A 15,879-nucleotide genomic window follows, 5' to 3' on the forward strand; every position below is an offset into this window, starting at 1 on the left:
CTTTTTTGTTTATCTATACTTTAACGATCAGTAGACATTCTTTTAATTCGGGCTTTCCGATTGTAAACTTTAATAACCACTCTTCCAATTGTTCCATTTCGTATGGTAATAGTGTTTTGATAGCTTTCTCTAATTCTTTCAAGAAAAGTACCGGGTTGAAACTTACTCTTTCGAGTATTGATTTCGTGTAATCAAACATTATTTTAGACATAATAAATTAAGATTATGGGGTTATCTCTTTATCCTTTAACTCGAAGTAAAAATAAGCATTTTACAATCAAGTACTTCTGTTTTAACTTATTTTTTTGTTTTATTATTAACGAATACGTTTTCTTAAATACACATATATCAATTTAAAACAAATCTAAATAGCATGATTTACATGCCTTTACGAGCTCTAAACATCTCTCTTTTTCCAGGAGGCCCTGCAAGTTTTTCAACCGCAAATCCAACTTCAATCATGCTTCTCTTAACAACACCCCGAGCGGCATAAGTTACAAGAACTCCATTTGGCTTTAAAGCAGCATACATTCTTCTGAATATATCCGTGCTCCAAAGCTCAGGCTGCACCTTATATCCAAAAGCATCAAAATAAATTAAATCAAAAATTTCAACATCATCAATTTCTTGAAAAAATTGCTTCCTTTTAGTTAATACAAATAAATCATTAAGCGTGATTTTTTCATCCCAATTAGTTTCATGCATTTTTTTAAACACACCCCCATGATCTTCTGCTCCCAATTCAGCTACATAATTCATCATAAGTACCTCATTGGCTGTTATAGGATACGCCTCTACTCCAACATAATTTACATGCTGTTTTTTCTTATTTGCTTCTAAAAAAGTAATAAAAGCATTCAATCCAGTTCCAAAGCCAATTTCTAATACAGAAATAGGATTGTCAGTAAATAACGAAAGCCCATTTTTTATGAAGACATGCTTTGCTTCTTGGATCGCTCCATGTTTAGAATGATAACATTCATCCCATTCTTCCAAATGAATTGTAGTTGAACCATCTAGAGTTTGAATTATTTCTCTTTTCACAATTTATAAATCCGTTTATTGATGTTTTTGTCTTATTTAGAAGTCAAATTTAATCAAAACAAATGCGTAAAGCCTTAAAAAAATGTAGTTTTTTCATAAATTTGATATAAAATCAAGCTGTTTTTTAAACTTTTTTAAAAAATAAATAAATCACAGTCAAATGCCATAATTAATATTATTTTAGCAGTCAAATTATATATATATTACTTAATTTTGCAATTAATAAAATTTATTTCACATCCTTTCAATGTTTTAGATTATAATCTTAAGCAATGAATATCGTTCACAAAAACCACACTTTATCATGAGTACAACTCAATCAAACAAAATTGAAATCGTAAAAGCAACTTCATCAAAAATAAATGATGTAGACTTTGATAACTTAAGCTTTGGTGCTGTATTTACAGACCATTTATTCGAATGTGATTTTAAAAATGGAGAATGGCAAACACCGGTCATTAAGCCTTACGCTCCAATTTTAATGGACCCTTCTTCAAAAGTCTTTCATTATGGGCAAGCCATTTTTGAAGGAATGAAAGCTTATAAAGATGATAAAGATGCTATTTGGCTTTTTAGACCTAAAGAAAACCACAAACGTTTTAATGCTTCTGCAGTAAGAATGGCAATGCCAGAAATCCCTGAAGCTATTTTTATAGACGGATTAAATGAGTTATTAAAATTAGATGCAGAATGGGTTAAAAGAGGAAACGGAAGCAGTATGTATATCCGTCCGTTTATGATTGCAACTGGCGCTGGAGTTGTTGCAAATCCTTCTGATGAATATAAATTTATGATTTTGCTTTCACCTGCAAAATCATACTATGCAGGTGAAGTAAAAGTTATTATTGCTGAGCACTATAGTAGAGCTGCAAATGGTGGTATCGGAGCTGCAAAAGCTGCTGGGAATTATGGCGCACAGTTTTACCCAACAAATTTAGCTAATAAAGACGGATTCCAACAAGTAATCTGGACTGATGATGCAACACATACCAAACTTGAAGAAGCAGGTACAATGAATGTATTTTTCAGAATTAACGATACTTTATTAACTGCGCCAACAAGTGAAAGAATCCTAGACGGAATTACTCGTAAAAGTTTATTAGCAATTGCAGAAAAAGAAGGCTTAAAAACAGAAGTTCGTTCAGTATTAGCTTCTGAATTAGTTGAAGCTGCTAAAGACGGATCATTAAAAGAAATTTTTGGTGCTGGTACTGCTGCAGTAGTAAGCGTTATTAAAGGATTCTCATACAAAGATGAATATTACGAATTACCTAAAGCAGCTGATTCTTATGCTTCTCTTTTAAAAGAAAAGCTTACAGGCATACAAAACAAACTAGAAGAAGACACTTTTGGCTGGACTGTAAAAGTTTAGTTTTCAGTCTCAGTATTCAATATAAAAAAAGTGGTTTTCAATGAAAACCACTTTTTTTATATCTTATTTTTTTTTAGTTAAACACCCGTAAACTGAAACTGAAAACTATTTTAATATTTTAGAAAAATCAGGTTTAAAATAATTTGGCCCTTTCATCACTTTCCCATCTTCACGATATATCGGCTGTCCATCTTCACCTAATTTACTCATATTACTTTGCTGGATTTCATCAAAAACTGCTTCAATTTTTCCTTGCAAACCATGTTCGATAATTGTTCCGCATAAAATATACATCATATCGCCAAGTGCATCGGCAATCTCTACCAAATCATTATTTTTTACAGCCTCAAGATATTCTTCATTTTCTTCTTTCATCAAATTGTAACGAAGTATATTTTTTATCTCTCCCAAATCTGCAATTGGCGATTCGCTATGTCCAATTTTAAAAGCAGTATGAAATTCTTTCACTGCATCAATCTGTTTTTGCATAATTATATTTGATTAAATGATATACTAAATTAACAACTATTCTTAAACTATTGCCTAAATTTGCCACAAAAAATTTAAACTTATGTTTAGTCAGGGACAATTAATATTTGCATTGTGTTTTTTTATTGCTTTTGTTATCGCAATGATATTTGCCTACAGAAAAGATGTAGGCCTTCACAAAATATTCTACAAAGGAAATTATAAGGTTTTGCTCGTTTTTATAGCTTTTATCATTATTCTATTTCTAATAAAAATATTCTTCAAACGATAATCTATTTCATAAAAAATGCCCGCTAAATTAGCGGGCATTTTCATTATCTATATATACTTATTAATTTTCTAAAGGCAAGAAGCCAAAGTTTTTAGAATAGTTCAACATTTGTTCCGCAAATGTTTTTGGTTGTTTTACTTCGATAGAAATAATTTTTCCTTTTGCATCTACCTTAGGTTCCAAAACAGGATTTACAAATCCGCTGTATGGCGCTGATGTAAATTGCTTGTTACGTTCTAAAACCTCAGCATGCAATTTTTGATCTACTTTTACACCGTAATTTTCCACCAAAGCCTTTCCTGCATCATAATCTCCTTCTGATTTTATACGTTGCACTTCACGCAATAACTGCCCGAACAAATCATGCAATTTATCATAATCAGTAATATTAAAATAAGTTTTACCGTTACGGTTAATTTTTTCAATTACATTATCTTTTTTTCCTTTTTCATAAACCCAAGCACTCACCCATTGGCGGTTTCTCATGTGAGCTTCTTCGATGTTTGCACCTAAATCCAAACGAACCAATTGAGTCATTAATCCATTACGGATGTAACTGTCATACGATTCCATTCCAACCTTTTTCCAATCATCAACTAATCCAATTTCTTGTAATTTTGGATTGTATAAATAAAACAAACCTACCAAATCGGCTCTACCTTCTTCAAGAGTCGAAGCATAACTTTTTAAAGTTTCTTTTGGAGTTCCAACACCTTCATTTATTTGCCCTGAAGCATGTCCTACAACTTCATGTAAAGCTGTATGTAGCTTATCTCCAAGTTCTCCATATTTTTCCGCCAATATAATTTCTTCTTCGTCATTAGCAAATTCCTTTAATTTACCGCTTCCTCCCGATTGTGAATAAGCATCGATAATATTACCTAATGATATCGATTTAGAACCATGCTCAGCACGAATCCAATCAGCATTAGGAAGATTTACACCAATTGGCGTACCTGGCGAAGCATCACCTGATTCTCCTGCTACGATAACCGTTTTATATGAAACCCCTACAACATTTTTCTTTTTGTGTTCAGCCATTAATGGTGAATTATCTTCAAACCACTGCGCATTTTTTGATATTACCTGCATTTTAGCCGACATATCAAAGTCTTTAATTTGTACAATACCTTCATAAGAACCTCTATATCCTAGTGGGTCATTATATACTTCGATAAAACCACTTATGTAATCAATATTCCCCTCAGTAGCATGTAGCCAAGCAATATTGTAATCATCCCAGGTTTTCAAACTTCCTGTTCTATAATACTCGATTAGCAATCCTATTGCATCACCTTGTTTTTTATTTTCTGCTACTGTTTTAGCTTTTTCTAACCAAAAGATAATTTTATCAATTGCAGCTCCGTACATCCCGCCACTTTTCCAAACTTTCTCTTCTAATTGTCCTTTTGAATTTTTTACCAATTTAGAATTCAATCCATAAGAAACTGGTTTCTTTGGATCTAGGCTTGTTTGTTTTTTATAAAAATCTTCAGCTTCTTCTAATGTAATTCCTTTTTCATAAAAATTAATTGCAGAACCTGCCAATAATCCTTTTGACTCATCAAGATTTACTTTTTTACTATCTTCATTATTGAACAAAACTGAAGCAACATCAGGTGCCAATTTAGTTTTTGTAGCTTTTAATAAACCTTCGAAATATTCTTTTGAGAAATCAGGTTTAATCTTTTCATTAGAGTAATGATGATGAATACCATTAGAAAACCATACTCGTTTAAGATAAATTTCAAAATTTTTCCAGTCAGAACCCTTTTTATCACCTTTATAACTTACATAAATCTGCTCAAGTGCTTTTCTGATTTTTAAATTATTCTTATAGTTCTGATCCCACATTATATCACGACCAGCAGTTCCTGCCTGTGTAAGATAGTACACCAGTTCCTGTTCTTTGAGCGTTAAATTCTCCCAACCTGGTATTTGATAACGCAATACTTTAATGTCGGCAAATTGCTCTACTGTAAAATCAAAAGGTTTATCATTGTTTGTTTTCAGTGTAGATGTATTGGCAACTTGGGCGTTACAAATAACTGAAACACCAGCAATCATAAAAATTCCTGCAGCTTTAAGTAATTTCATTATTAATGATATTTAGTTTATAAAATTATTATTATCCATCAAAGATACATCTTCTTTAAAAAAAACATAAAAAACAACGTTAATATTGCCTTTGAATAGTTTTTAAATGACATTTTTTTTATATTGCTTAATCATTTTTTTCAAATATATTTTTTTATAAAACTATTCGGAAAGTGAAAAAATTAACAAAAAAGACCTAGTTTTGACCTTTTAATATTCTCTATCGAATATTAAAAAAATTTATAACTTTACACCTGAAAATAACCAAGATACTATGAGAATTTTAAAATATATATTCCTTTTATTACTATTAAGTTTAGTCTCATTAACCGTATTTGTAGCTACTCAAAAAGGCGATTTTACAGTTGAAAGAAGTAAAGTTATAAAAACCCAACGTGCTCCTTTATTTAATTTTGTAAACGACTACAGAAACTGGGCAGATTTTGGATCTTGGGTTGTTGAAGATCCAACAATGAAATTCGTTTATCCTCAAAACACTTCTGGATTAAACGCATCCTTTTCATGGAAAGGAGATGACGGTAGCGGAGACATGAAAACTATTGCTGTTACTGATGCACAAAACATTACACAAAAAATGAATTTTGACGGAAGTTTAGCAGATGTTTCATGGGTTTTTAAAGATACCCTTGGCGGTACAAAAGTTACATGGAAATCTAAAGGGACAATGAGTTTTCTTTTCAAAATATACTCAGCACTTAATGGTGGAGCCGATAAAGTTATTGGTACTATGTATGAAAAAAGCTTAGCGAACTTAGATAAAATATTAGTTTACGAGACTAATACATTTGATATTAAAGTAGATGGAATTGTAAAAAAACCAGAAACATTTTATATCAGCCAATCATTTACTAGCGAAATTGAAAAAATAACAAAAAACGTTAGAGTTGTTGCACCTAAATTAATTTCATTTTGTGAAGCTAATGGTATTGAAATTAATGGAAAAACCTTTGTAATCTATCATACCTATGATACAACAAACGGATTAGCAAAAATATCTATTTGTCTTCCTATTAAAAAAGAAATCTTCACAAGTGCTGGAAGTGATATTTTAACAGGTAAGCTAGAACCTTTTGAAGCAGTAAAAACAACTTTAAAAGGAGACTATTCACATACCAAACAGGCAATAGAAAAAGCTACAGCCTATATTAAGAATCAAAAATTATTCTCTGATCTTAATTGGTCTCATATTGAAATTTATTCGGTAAGTAAATCTGAAATTGCAAATCCTTCAAAATGGATTACTGAGATTTATTACCCCGTAAAACCAAAGGTAGTTCCTGCAGAAACACCTGTAGTTAATACCCCAAGAACAGAAACTGCTCCTATCCACACACCTCGCCCAGCTAAAGAAGAGGAATCAGAATTTTAAAACTCCGAAATGGAGATTAAACCTTTTCAAATAATTCTATTCTAACTTATACATATTATAAAGTTGACAGACGAAGAGGTATTTATACAAGAGTTATTGAATCCGAAGACGCAAAATATTGCGTTTCAAAAACTCGTATCTGATTACCAAAAACCATTATATAATCATATTCGAAATGTTGTTTTGGATCACGATGATGCACACGATGTTTTACAAAATACCTTTGTGAAGGTATTTCGATACCTAAATAAGTTTAAAGGAGACAGCAAACTGTTTTCATGGATATATCGTATTGCAACCAATGAAGCATTAACTTTTTTAAATCAGAAAGCTAAGTTAAGTGGGATAACTTCTGAGGAGCTACAGAATAAAACAATTGAAAACCTTCAAGCCGATACTTATTTTGATGGAAATGAAATTCAATTAAAATTACAAAAAGCCATAGTTACGCTACCAGAAAAACAACAATTGGTTTTTAAAATGAAATATTTTGAGGAATTAAAATATGAAGAGATTTCCGAAATATTAGGCACCTCTGTTGGAGCATTAAAAGCATCCTATCATCATGCCGTAAAAAAAATAGAAGCTTATGTTGTATCCAATTAAACCTTTTACAACTAATATAGTCTTACATATATTATGAAAGTATTTAAATTAGAAAACGAGCCTAAAATAGAAACTGGATTTAAAACTCCAGAGCATTACTTTGAAAATTTCTCAGTAAATCTATTAGAGAAGTTGCCACAAAATGAACCAAAAATAATTTCTTTATTTGCAAGAAATAAAAAAATATTCATTGCAGTTGCAGCTGTACTTGTCATTGCATTAACTGTACCGATAGTTAATAAATATGCAACAAAATCTAAAGAACTTGACGAAGCAACCTTAGAAACATATTTATCCTATCAATCTAATTTAAATCAATATGATTTAATTCATGAACTGGACACTGACGATATTCAAAATTTAGATAAAAATATTGCTTTAGGAGATGATACTATAGAAGATCTACTGGCATCGAATCCCAATATTGAACATCTAATTTTAGAATAAAAATACAATTATATTAAAAATGATGCAGATGAAAATTAAAAACATACTTCCGATATTTCTATTCTTAATTACTTTTTCTTTTTATGCTCAGAATGAGAAAATGGACGAAAAGAGAGAGAAAATAAAAGCATATAAAGTTTCTTTCCTAACAACTGAATTAGACTTAACGTCTGTTGAATCAGAGAAATTTTGGCCAATATACAATGCATATGATGATAAACAATTTGAATTAAGACATCAAAAAATGAAAGCGTATACAAGAAAGTTAACTGAAGAAAGTTTAAAAAATATGTCTGAAAAAGAAGCGGCTACACTTCTTTCCCAAATTGAAAATACAGATGAAGAGTTATATATTTTGCGTAAAAAATATACAACTAACTTGAAGAAAATACTTCCTGCGAAAAAAATCATAATTCTACGAAAATCTGAAGATGACTTTAATCGCAAACTACTACACCAATATAGAGATAAAGCAGGTAAAAACTAAATTGTACTTAAAAATAACAACAGCGGAGAACCCTTTATAATAATTACTTTATTATTTAGGGTTCTCATTTTTTAAAGCGAATTTGAACCATTTTATTATGCCCTGCTGCGATTGCAGTATTTGAGTTTATAAATCGTATTGTAAAAAAACTTGAATCTGTAGATAATTGCTTCCAAGAATTCCCTCCATCTGCTGAATAATGTAATCCTAAAGCTCCAACTACCACAAGCTCTTTTCCTCTGCTTTTGGGCACATACTGCACACAAGAAGCATAACCAAAACCCAAATTCTGAGCGATTAAATTCCAAGTTTTCCCTCCATCGGTTGTTATTGCTTTATTATCTGAATTTTGCTCAGGAAGTTCATAATCACCTCCGGCAATAAATCCGTTTTTTGAATCATAAAAATCAGCTGTAAAAATCCCAGTCATTGTTTTTCCTTGTGCAATCGGTGTTTCTGTAACTTTCCAGGTTTTTCCTTTATTGTTAGAATAAAAAACTCTTGCTCTTTTTCCTCCAGAAACCAACCAAGTTTCTTTTCCTTTTATAACGATATTAGTATTACTCGCTGCAAATGCCGCTTCTCCATTGGCCATTGTAGGCAACTGATCTGCTAATATTTTTACCCATGTATTACCTCCATCTCGAGTTATTACTATCGAAAAACTATCTTCAGTAGGGTCTCCTATGGCAATTCCTTCTGTATCATTCCAAAATTGCATACTATCATAAAACACTTTCGAATTAATCTCTTTATAAACTAATTTAGTTGTTCTATTTTTTTTTGAAACTTGATAAAGTAAAGCTGGATTTGCTACACTTAACAAAAAAATATTATTTGCAGTTTGTGCTATACTTCTAAACTCTAATTTTAAAGTATCTCTATAAATATGCTCAACATATTTTTCTTTATCCTTTAAATCATAATATCCAAATCGTGAATTATCAGCTCCAAACCACACTTTATTTTTATCTATTACCAGCGCTCTAATACTTATTTTATCTTTAAACAATGTATCAATCTCTATCGACTTAAACCCTACATTATTTACTTTATAATCTTTTGTCTGACAATGTACTACCAAACTAAAAAAACTTAAAAAGAGAGCCCATTTTTTCATGCTATTTTCGATTATTTTATGCTAAAATACAATTATTTACATAAAACCAAAATACTAAATATTTTTTATGGCACAGTAATTGGATAATTCAAAAACAACAATCATAATACGATACATCATGAAAACGAAACTACTTTTAATAGGCCTACTAAGTTTAGGGTTTGCTACGATGCAAGCTCAAGCTGGAGCTACTGTATATGCGAAAAATTCTGATATTAGTGATAATTTAGATTTAAGAGCTGTAGCTTCAATTTTTGGGGAATCTGCGAATCTTCAGGATTTTGAAAGAAGATTAAACGAACCCAAATATCAAATATCAAACCTTGATTTAAATGACGATAATCAAGTAGATTACCTACGTGTAATCGAAAGTGTAGAAAACAGAACTCACGTAATCATCATACAAGCTGTTCTTGACCGTGATGTTTACCAAGATGTAGCAACTATTGATTTAGAGAGAGATTCTTTTAACAAAGTACACATTCAGGTTGTTGGAAACGACTTTATTTATGGACAAAATTATATCTATGAACCTGTTTATACAGTTACTCCTGTAATTTATACTTCGTTTTGGGTAACCAATTACCGACCTTATTATTCAAGCTGGAGATGGAATTACTACCCAACTTACTATACTGCATGGAGACCTTACCCAATTTATAGATATAGAAGTAACATTAATATTTCTATTAACGTAAACAACCATTACAACTATGTAAATACTAGAAGAAGTAGTGCCGCAGTTGTAATATACAACTCCAATCGTTCTTATGGATATGAAAGACGTAATCCTAACAATGGATTCTCTCAACGTAACAGCAATGTTAATAACAGATATGAATTAGACCAAAGGCGTGTTGCTAGTAGAGAAACAAACAGAAGAAACAACACTTATTCGAGCACTAACAGGGTTACTGATAGAACGGCAACAACTAATAGAGATTACTCTCAAAACAGAACAAGTCCTTCTAGAGAAAATAATACTACTGTAAGACCAACTACTCGTGATTATTCTCAAAATAGATCAAGTTCAACAGGAACATCTGTAGACAGAACATATACTTCTAGAGATTATAATAGCCGTAATACTACTCAAAGAACAGAATCTACAAGAGATTATACTCCAAACAGAACAAGTTCTACTGTTGTAACACCTACTCAAAGAACTGAAACGACTAGAGATTATAGTCAAAACAGAGGAAATACTTCTAGAGATAATTCGTCTCAAAGAACTGAGAGCACTAGAGGAAATTCTGAAAACAGAACGAGCTCAGCTAGACAATCAAGCCCGCAAAGCTCTAATGACCAAAGATCTAATTCGGTTTCTAGAAGTAATTCAAGCTCAAGAGAAAATAGCTCTTCTGAAAGAAGCAGCAATCGAAGAAGCTAATTTTATCACACTTAGCTGATTAAAATAAAAACACGATTTAGCCATCGTGTTTTTTTTATCTTTATTGTTCATAATTTGATGTTAATTTGTTTTAAAACAGTAAATTTGACGCGACTTTTATAAAATTAAAAATTAAATGAGCGCATCACACAAGAACTTACATAGTAAGTTAACTTTCGGAGGTTTATTAATCACTTTAGGAATTATTTATGGTGATATAGGGACCTCACCTTTATATGTAATGAAAGCCATACTTGGCAAACATATAATCGATGCTGACATTGTTTTAGGTGGTATTTCATGTGTTTTTTGGACATTAACTCTTCAAACAACCATAAAATACGTCCTTATCACGTTAAGTGCTGATAATCATGGTGAGGGTGGGATTTTTGCCTTATACGCTCTGGTTAAAAAAACAAAGATTAAATGGTTAATTGTGCCCGCCATTATAGGAGGAAGTGCCTTACTTGCCGACGGTATTATTACACCACCAATTTCTGTTTCTTCGGCAATAGAAGGAATTAAAACCTATTACCCTGCGATCAATACTGTTCCTATTGTTATAGCAATCTTATTTGTACTATTTACGATTCAGCAATTTGGTACAAAATTAGTTGGTAAGTTTTTTGCCCCAATGATGCTAATCTGGTTTACTATGCTTGGTGTTTTAGGAGTAATACAAATTGTACATCATCCTGAAGTTTTTAAGGCGATAAATCCTTATTATGCTTATCGATTATTATCTATACATCCTGATGGTTTCTTTGTATTGGGCTTTGTGTTTTTATGTACTACTGGAGCCGAGGCTTTGTACTCTGATATGGGGCATTGCGGAAGAAAAAACATTCGCATTAGCTGGATATTTGTTAAATCGGCATTAGTCTTAAATTATTTCGGACAAGCTGCTTATCTAATTCATCACGAAGGAAAAACTCTTCAAGAATTAGGTGGCAACGGAAATCCTTTCTACTTAATAATGGCAAGTTGGTTTCAGCCTATTGGTATTGTCATTGCTACCCTTGCTGCTGTAATTGCTTCTCAAGCACTTATCAGTGGTTCATTTACATTGATAAATGAAGCAATGCGATTAAATTTTTGGCCTAAAGTAAAAATAAAATATCCTACTGAATTAAAAGGGCAATTATACATTCCTTCTATCAACTGGTTATTGTTCTTTGGTTGTGTTGGAATCGTATTGCATTTTAAAGAGTCAGGAAAAATGGAACATGCCTATGGTTTAGCTATTGTTTTATGCATGATCATGACTACTATTTTACTTAATTTCTACTTGATTATGAAACGAGTAAAATTATACTTCATGGTTCCTTTAATTACAATATACTTAGCAATCGAAATTAGTTTCTTAATTGCCAATGTGACTAAGTTTGCCGAAGGTGGTTATGTAACTTTAATTATAGCTGCAGTTCTTATTTCGATTATGACGATTTGGTTCCTTGCTAAGAAAATTAATAAAAACTACACTAAGGTTATCAAAATTGAAGATTATAAAAAGGTGTTGATGGAATTGAGCGAAGATTTATCTATTCCAAAATACGCAACGCATTTGGTTTATATGACGAATGCTAGCCGTGTAGATGAATTAGAGGAAAAAGTTATTTATTCTATTTTGCAAAAACGTCCAAAAAGAGCTGATATATATTGGTTCGTACATGTGAATATTTTAACTGAGCCTTATAAAACACAGTATAAAGTAACCGAAATTGCAAAAGATGACATCTATAGAGTTGATTTTAATTTAGGATTTAGAGAACCTACCAAAATTAACTTAATGTTTAGAGAAGTTATTCGTGATATGGTCAAAAAAGGTGAAGTGGATATTACTAGCCGATACGAGTCTTTGAATAAAAATAATATTATTGGAGATTTCAAATTTGTATTGTCTGAGAAATTCCTTTCTAACGATAATGATTTAAGATGGCATGAAAACATTATTATGAACTCTTATTTCTTTATTAAGAAATTAAGTTTATCTGAAGAACGCGCTTTTGGATTAGATAGCAGTTCTGTAAAAATAGAAAAATTCCCAATGGTGCTCCATGCTCCAGAAAATATAGGTTTAACAAGGGTTCATTAAGCCTTACTAAATAGTTACAAAACACTCTTTTAATTCTTAAAAGAGTGTTTTTTTTTTGGTTAAAAAATATCAAAAGAACATTCAAAATTAAAAATTTAACTTTCAAGCAATAAATACTACCTTTGCAGCTCAATTATTTAAAATGAGATTACACAGAAATTTAGTTTATACGACCATCGATTCTTTAAATGCAATATTCAATGAAAGTGAATATGCTGATAAAGTGGTTGCAAGAGCATTAAAAAAAGACAAACGTTGGGGAAGTTCTGACAGGAAATTTGTCGCTGAAACGATATACGAAATAGTTCGTTGGAAAAGATTATACAGTGAAGTTGCAGAAGTTAAAGAACCGTTTGACAGAGATAATCTTTGGAGAATGTTTTCAGTATGGGCTGTATTAAGAGGATATCCTATTCCTGATTGGCGCCAACTTGAAGGTGTTCCTGAAAGAAAAATAAAAGGCCGTTTTGATGAGCTTTCTAAAATTAGAGCTGTAAAAGAGTCTATTCCGGATTGGATGGATGAATTGGGTGTTAAAGAATTAGGCGAAAAACTTTGGGCAACAGAAATTGCTGCTCAAAACCAGCCTGCTAAAGTTATACTTAGAGTAAATACTCTAAAAACAACTAAAGAGCAATTAAGAGCTATCTTGATGGATTTAAACATCGAGACTGACTACTTAAAAGACCAGCCTGATGCTTTGGTTCTAAAAGAAAGAGCCAATGTATTCTTAACTGATGCTTTTAAACAAGGTTTCTTTGAGGTTCAGGATGCAAACTCTCAACTTGTTGCTGCTTTTCTTGATGTAAAACCTGGAATGCGTGTAGTTGATACTTGTGCTGGTGCTGGTGGAAAAACATTGCATATTGCTTCCTTAATGGAGAACAAAGGTCAATTAATTGCAATGGATTTATACGAGAGTAAATTGAAGCAACTAAAACTTAGAGCAAAACGTAATGGTGCTTTTAATATCGAATACCGCATTATCGACACAACTAAGGTTATTAAGAAATTACATGAAAAAGCTGATAGAGTTTTAATCGATGCTCCTTGCAGTGGTTTGGGTGTTTTAAAAAGAAACCCTGATGCTAAATGGAAATTAAAACCTGAGTTTATCGATAACATTCGTAAAGTTCAAGCTGAAGTTTTAGAAAATTATTCTAAGATTGTAAAACCAGGTGGTAAACTAGTTTATGCTACATGTTCTATATTACCTTCTGAGAATCAAGAGCAAGTGGAGAAATTCTTAAAAACAGAAATTGGTAAGCAGTTTACATTTGTAAAAGATCGTAAAATATTGGCTTCTGAGTCTGGTTTTGATGGTTTTTATATGGCTTTATTAGAGCGCAAAGATACTCCAGTTGTAGCTTCATAAAACGAAATTATATTTATATATTTAAAGAGCAACTCAATGAGTTGCTCTTTTTTATTTACCCCAACCAACCATCTCGATCTAAACTACGGTATTGAATTGCTTCTGCAATATGAGAAGAAATAATATCGGGAGCTGCTTCTAAATCGGCAATAGTTCTGGCTACTTTCAAAATTCTATCGTATGCTCTTGCCGAAAGATTGAGTCGCTCCATTGCTGTTTTCAACAATAATTTTGATTGTTCATCAAGCGCACAGAACTCTCTAATTTGCTTCGTATTCATTTGAGCGTTATAATTTATATTTTCGAAAGCTTCAAATCTTTTTGCTTGAATTTCACGTCCAGCCGTAACCCGTTCGCGAATATGTACACTACTCTCTGCTTTATTATCGTCAGCTAATTTTTCAAAAGGCACTGGAGTAACTTCTATATGGATATCTATTCTGTCTAATAAAGGGCCAGAAATCTTGCTTAAATACCGTTGCATTTCGTGTGGGGAAGATTTTTGTGGCGCATCGGGATCATTAAAAAATCCACTTGGACTTGGGTTCATACTCGCCACTAGCATAAAAGAGGATGGATAGGTTACGGTAAACTTTGCTCTCGAAATAGTTACTTCTCGATCTTCTAGAGGTTGTCGCATTACTTCGAGAACATCTCTTTTAAACTCTGGTAATTCATCTAAGAATAAAACACCATTATGCGCCATCGATATTTCTCCCGGTTGCGGATAACTTCCTCCTCCTACTAATGCTACATTCGAAATAGTATGATGCGGTGATCGAAAAGGCCTTTGGTTCATTAAGCCCACTTCTTTTAATTTTCCTGCTACACTATGAATTTTAGTAGTTTCTAATGCTTCTTTTAATGTCATTGGTGGCAAAATACTGGGTAATCTTTTGGCAAGCATCGTTTTTCCTGCTCCCGGAGGTCCAACCAAAATTATATTATGTCCGCCCGCAGCAGCAATTTCCATACAACGTTTAATACTCTCCTGCCCTCTTACATCCGAAAAATCGAATTCTGGAAAATCTAACGTTTTATAAAACTCAGCCCTTGTATCTATAACAGTAGTTTCTAAAGTTCCTTTCCCTTCTAGAAAATCAATGACTTCTTGTACGTTTTCAGCTCCATAAACATCCAACCCAGCTACAATTGCTGCTTCTTTTACATTTTGCTTAGGCAGAAAAAAGCCTTTATACCCTTCTTCTTTGGCTTTTATTGCAATTGGCAAGGCGCCTCGAATGGGCTGTAAGCTCCCGTCAAGCGAAAGTTCTCCCATAATGACGTACTTATCTAGTTCGGATGCTTTTATTTGATCTGAAGCCACTAAAATACCAATTGCTAAACTTAGGTCGTAAGCCGAACCTTCCTTACGCAAATCGGCTGGCGCCATATTTATGGTTATTTTTTTTCCAGGCATTTTATACCCGTTATTTTTTAATGCTGCTGCAATCCTAAAACAACTTTCTTTGATGGCACTATCAGGTAATCCTACCAAATGATACCCAATTCCTGGATCCATATTTACCTCAACAGTAATAGTTGTGGCCTCTACTCCAAAAACTGCACTTCCGTATACTTTAACTAACATAGCTACTTTTATTTATGATAAGTAAAAATATTCAAATATAAATGAAAAACGCAACTATTTGTACTATTAAATTTACAAATGAATATGTTTTAAAACTTATATGCC

General features: G+C 32.1%; 15 protein-coding genes. 9 read left to right on the forward strand and 6 right to left on the reverse strand.

The annotated features are described in order from the left end of the window. Positions 1-13: 13 nt before the first annotated feature. Both IUY40_RS04615 and mnmD read right to left on the reverse strand, forming a co-directional pair. Complete coding sequence (locus tag IUY40_RS04615) at positions 14-211, reverse strand: hypothetical protein (RefSeq protein ID WP_129539278.1); 198 nt, start codon at positions 209-211, stop codon at positions 14-16. Positions 212-378: 167 nt separating this feature from the next. Next, entirely contained in the window at positions 379-1,044 is a 666-nt protein-coding gene (mnmD, locus tag IUY40_RS04620; protein ID WP_195735697.1) for a tRNA (5-methylaminomethyl-2-thiouridine)(34)-methyltransferase MnmD, read from the reverse strand. A 304-nt stretch (positions 1,045-1,348) separates the two neighbouring features. Here mnmD and IUY40_RS04625 point away from each other — a divergent pair, with 304 nt between their 5' ends. Continuing rightward, a complete protein-coding gene (locus IUY40_RS04625) occupies positions 1,349-2,416 on the forward strand; it encodes a branched-chain amino acid aminotransferase (RefSeq protein WP_195735698.1) in 1,068 nt (355 codons plus the stop codon). A 105-nt stretch (positions 2,417-2,521) separates the two neighbouring features. Here IUY40_RS04625 and IUY40_RS04630 read toward each other — a convergent pair whose 3' ends face one another. After that, the gene (locus IUY40_RS04630) at positions 2,522-2,905 is read right to left on the reverse strand and encodes a nucleoside triphosphate pyrophosphohydrolase family protein (RefSeq protein ID WP_195735699.1); all 384 of its coding nucleotides are present in this window, start codon (positions 2,903-2,905) and stop codon (positions 2,522-2,524) included. 82 nt (positions 2,906-2,987) lie between these two features. Between IUY40_RS04630 and IUY40_RS19415 the strand changes: the two genes are divergently transcribed. Then, a complete protein-coding gene (locus IUY40_RS19415) occupies positions 2,988-3,176 on the forward strand; it encodes a hypothetical protein (protein ID WP_035624553.1) in 189 nt (62 codons plus the stop codon). A gap of 60 nt (positions 3,177-3,236) precedes the next feature. Here IUY40_RS19415 and IUY40_RS04635 read toward each other — a convergent pair whose 3' ends face one another. Beyond that, on the reverse strand, positions 3,237-5,273 hold the full coding sequence (locus tag IUY40_RS04635) for a dihydrofolate reductase (protein ID WP_195735700.1): 2,037 nt from the start codon (positions 5,271-5,273) through the stop codon (positions 3,237-3,239). 274 nt (positions 5,274-5,547) lie between these two features. On the opposite strand from IUY40_RS04635, the gene IUY40_RS04640 reads away from it, so the two are divergent. The 4 genes from IUY40_RS04640 (at position 5,548) to IUY40_RS04655 (ending at position 8,203) form a co-directional block, all read left to right on the forward strand. Further along, a complete protein-coding gene (locus tag IUY40_RS04640) occupies positions 5,548-6,663 on the forward strand; it encodes a transcriptional regulator (RefSeq protein WP_195735701.1) in 1,116 nt (371 codons plus the stop codon). A gap of 63 nt (positions 6,664-6,726) precedes the next feature. Continuing rightward, entirely contained in the window at positions 6,727-7,269 is a 543-nt protein-coding gene (locus IUY40_RS04645) for a sigma-70 family RNA polymerase sigma factor (RefSeq protein ID WP_195735702.1), read from the forward strand. A gap of 33 nt (positions 7,270-7,302) precedes the next feature. Continuing rightward, positions 7,303-7,716, forward strand: coding sequence for a hypothetical protein (locus tag IUY40_RS04650; RefSeq protein ID WP_195735703.1), 414 nt, complete (start codon positions 7,303-7,305; stop codon positions 7,714-7,716). Between the two features lie 28 nt (positions 7,717-7,744). Continuing rightward, complete coding sequence (locus tag IUY40_RS04655) at positions 7,745-8,203, forward strand: sensor of ECF-type sigma factor (protein WP_195735704.1); 459 nt, start codon at positions 7,745-7,747, stop codon at positions 8,201-8,203. A 64-nt stretch (positions 8,204-8,267) separates the two neighbouring features. Here the strand turns inward: IUY40_RS04655 and IUY40_RS04660 are convergent, their stop codons facing one another. After that, positions 8,268-9,323, reverse strand: coding sequence for an oxidoreductase (locus IUY40_RS04660; protein WP_195735705.1), 1,056 nt, complete (start codon positions 9,321-9,323; stop codon positions 8,268-8,270). A 118-nt stretch (positions 9,324-9,441) separates the two neighbouring features. Between IUY40_RS04660 and IUY40_RS04665 the strand changes: the two genes are divergently transcribed. The 3 genes from IUY40_RS04665 (at position 9,442) to IUY40_RS04675 (ending at position 14,183) form a co-directional block, all read left to right on the forward strand. Further along, positions 9,442-10,713 carry a hypothetical protein gene (locus tag IUY40_RS04665; protein ID WP_195735706.1) on the forward strand — a complete coding sequence of 424 codons (1,272 nt, stop codon included), beginning with the start codon at positions 9,442-9,444 and terminating at the stop codon, positions 10,711-10,713. Between the two features lie 136 nt (positions 10,714-10,849). Next, positions 10,850-12,808 (forward strand): KUP/HAK/KT family potassium transporter, encoded by a 1,959-nt coding sequence (locus tag IUY40_RS04670; protein ID WP_195735707.1) that lies wholly within the window; start codon positions 10,850-10,852, stop codon positions 12,806-12,808. A 142-nt stretch (positions 12,809-12,950) separates the two neighbouring features. Then, positions 12,951-14,183: a methyltransferase domain-containing protein gene (locus IUY40_RS04675; RefSeq protein ID WP_195735708.1), complete on the forward strand. Its 1,233-nt coding sequence runs from the start codon at positions 12,951-12,953 to the stop codon at positions 14,181-14,183. A 55-nt stretch (positions 14,184-14,238) separates the two neighbouring features. On the opposite strand, the gene IUY40_RS04680 is transcribed toward IUY40_RS04675, so the two are convergent. Beyond that, positions 14,239-15,774, reverse strand: a complete 1,536-nt coding sequence (locus IUY40_RS04680) for a YifB family Mg chelatase-like AAA ATPase (RefSeq protein WP_195735709.1) — start codon at positions 15,772-15,774, stop codon at positions 14,239-14,241. Between the last annotated feature and the right edge of the window lie 105 nt (positions 15,775-15,879).

This window comes from Flavobacterium sp. ALJ2, assembly GCF_015594725.1.
GTDB lineage: Bacteria > Bacteroidota > Bacteroidia > Flavobacteriales > Flavobacteriaceae > Flavobacterium.

Bases quoted from the DNA above. Each gene is read 5' to 3' on its own strand.
- IUY40_RS04635 (WP_195735700.1), bottom strand. From the start codon at position 5,273: ATGAAATTACTTAAAGCTGCAGGAATTTTTATGATTGCTGGTGTTTCA.
- IUY40_RS04615 (WP_129539278.1), bottom strand. From the start codon at position 211: ATGTCTAAAATAATGTTTGATTACACGAAATCAATACTCGAAAGAGTA.
- IUY40_RS04675 (WP_195735708.1), top strand. From the start codon at position 12,951: ATGAGATTACACAGAAATTTAGTTTATACGACCATCGATTCTTTAAAT.
- IUY40_RS04665 (WP_195735706.1), top strand. From the start codon at position 9,442: ATGAAAACGAAACTACTTTTAATAGGCCTACTAAGTTTAGGGTTTGCT.
- IUY40_RS04655 (WP_195735704.1), top strand. From the start codon at position 7,745: ATGAAAATTAAAAACATACTTCCGATATTTCTATTCTTAATTACTTTT.
- IUY40_RS04660 (WP_195735705.1), bottom strand. From the start codon at position 9,323: ATGAAAAAATGGGCTCTCTTTTTAAGTTTTTTTAGTTTGGTAGTACAT.
- IUY40_RS04625 (WP_195735698.1), top strand. From the start codon at position 1,349: ATGAGTACAACTCAATCAAACAAAATTGAAATCGTAAAAGCAACTTCA.
- IUY40_RS04650 (WP_195735703.1), top strand. From the start codon at position 7,303: ATGAAAGTATTTAAATTAGAAAACGAGCCTAAAATAGAAACTGGATTT.
- IUY40_RS04640 (WP_195735701.1), top strand. From the start codon at position 5,548: ATGAGAATTTTAAAATATATATTCCTTTTATTACTATTAAGTTTAGTC.
- IUY40_RS19415 (WP_035624553.1), top strand. From the start codon at position 2,988: ATGTTTAGTCAGGGACAATTAATATTTGCATTGTGTTTTTTTATTGCT.
- IUY40_RS04670 (WP_195735707.1), top strand. From the start codon at position 10,850: ATGAGCGCATCACACAAGAACTTACATAGTAAGTTAACTTTCGGAGGT.
- IUY40_RS04680 (WP_195735709.1), bottom strand. From the start codon at position 15,774: ATGTTAGTTAAAGTATACGGAAGTGCAGTTTTTGGAGTAGAGGCCACA.
- IUY40_RS04630 (WP_195735699.1), bottom strand. From the start codon at position 2,905: ATGCAAAAACAGATTGATGCAGTGAAAGAATTTCATACTGCTTTTAAA.